1 protein-coding gene is annotated in these 579 nt (G+C 66.0%); it reads right to left on the bottom strand.

Features of this window, described 5'->3' with window-relative positions; genetic code table 11:
* Positions 1-579, bottom strand: a 579-nt coding sequence (locus KUM32_RS40690; protein WP_217146704.1) for an ABC transporter substrate-binding protein, incomplete at both ends; no start/stop codon positions are given.

The raw sequence follows: 579 nt of genomic DNA, 5'->3' as shown, positions 1-579 counted from the left end.
CGCTGCTCCTGCGGCTTGAAGACGCCGAGGGTGCCGGGGCCCGAGGTGTAGATGTAGGAGAACGTGACGTTCTTGTAGTTCGGCTTCTTCGCGGCGGCGTCGGCGAGCTGCTTGTCGATCTTCGCCGTCAGCTCCTTGGCCTTCTTCGGCTGGCCGAGCGCCTTGGCGATGAGGTCGATCTGCTGGTCCCAGTCGGTGCTCCACGCCTTGTCCGGGTAGGCGACGGTGGGAGCGATGTCCTTGAGGATGTCGTACTGCTTCTGCGTGATCCCGGACCACGGGGCGAGGATGACGTCGGGCTCCAGCTCCGTGATGGCCTCGATGTCGAGTTCCTCACCGCCGGTGAACTGCTTGGGCAGCTTCTTCCCTGACTTGGTGACCGCCTCGTGGATCCACGGCAGGTAGCCGGTCTTGTCGCTGCCCCACTCGTACTTCTCGATGCCCACCGGTACGTTGCCGAGCGCGATGGCCGTCTCCGCGGAGCCCTGGCCCAGGGTCACGACGCGCTGGGGCTTCTCCTTGATCTCGGCCTTGCCGAGCGCGCTCTTGATGGTGACCGGGAAGGCCCCGGCCTCGGCC

Source organism: Streptomyces sp. AC627_RSS907 (assembly GCF_019049165.1).
This window is presented reverse-complemented; position numbering and strand designations above follow the sequence as displayed.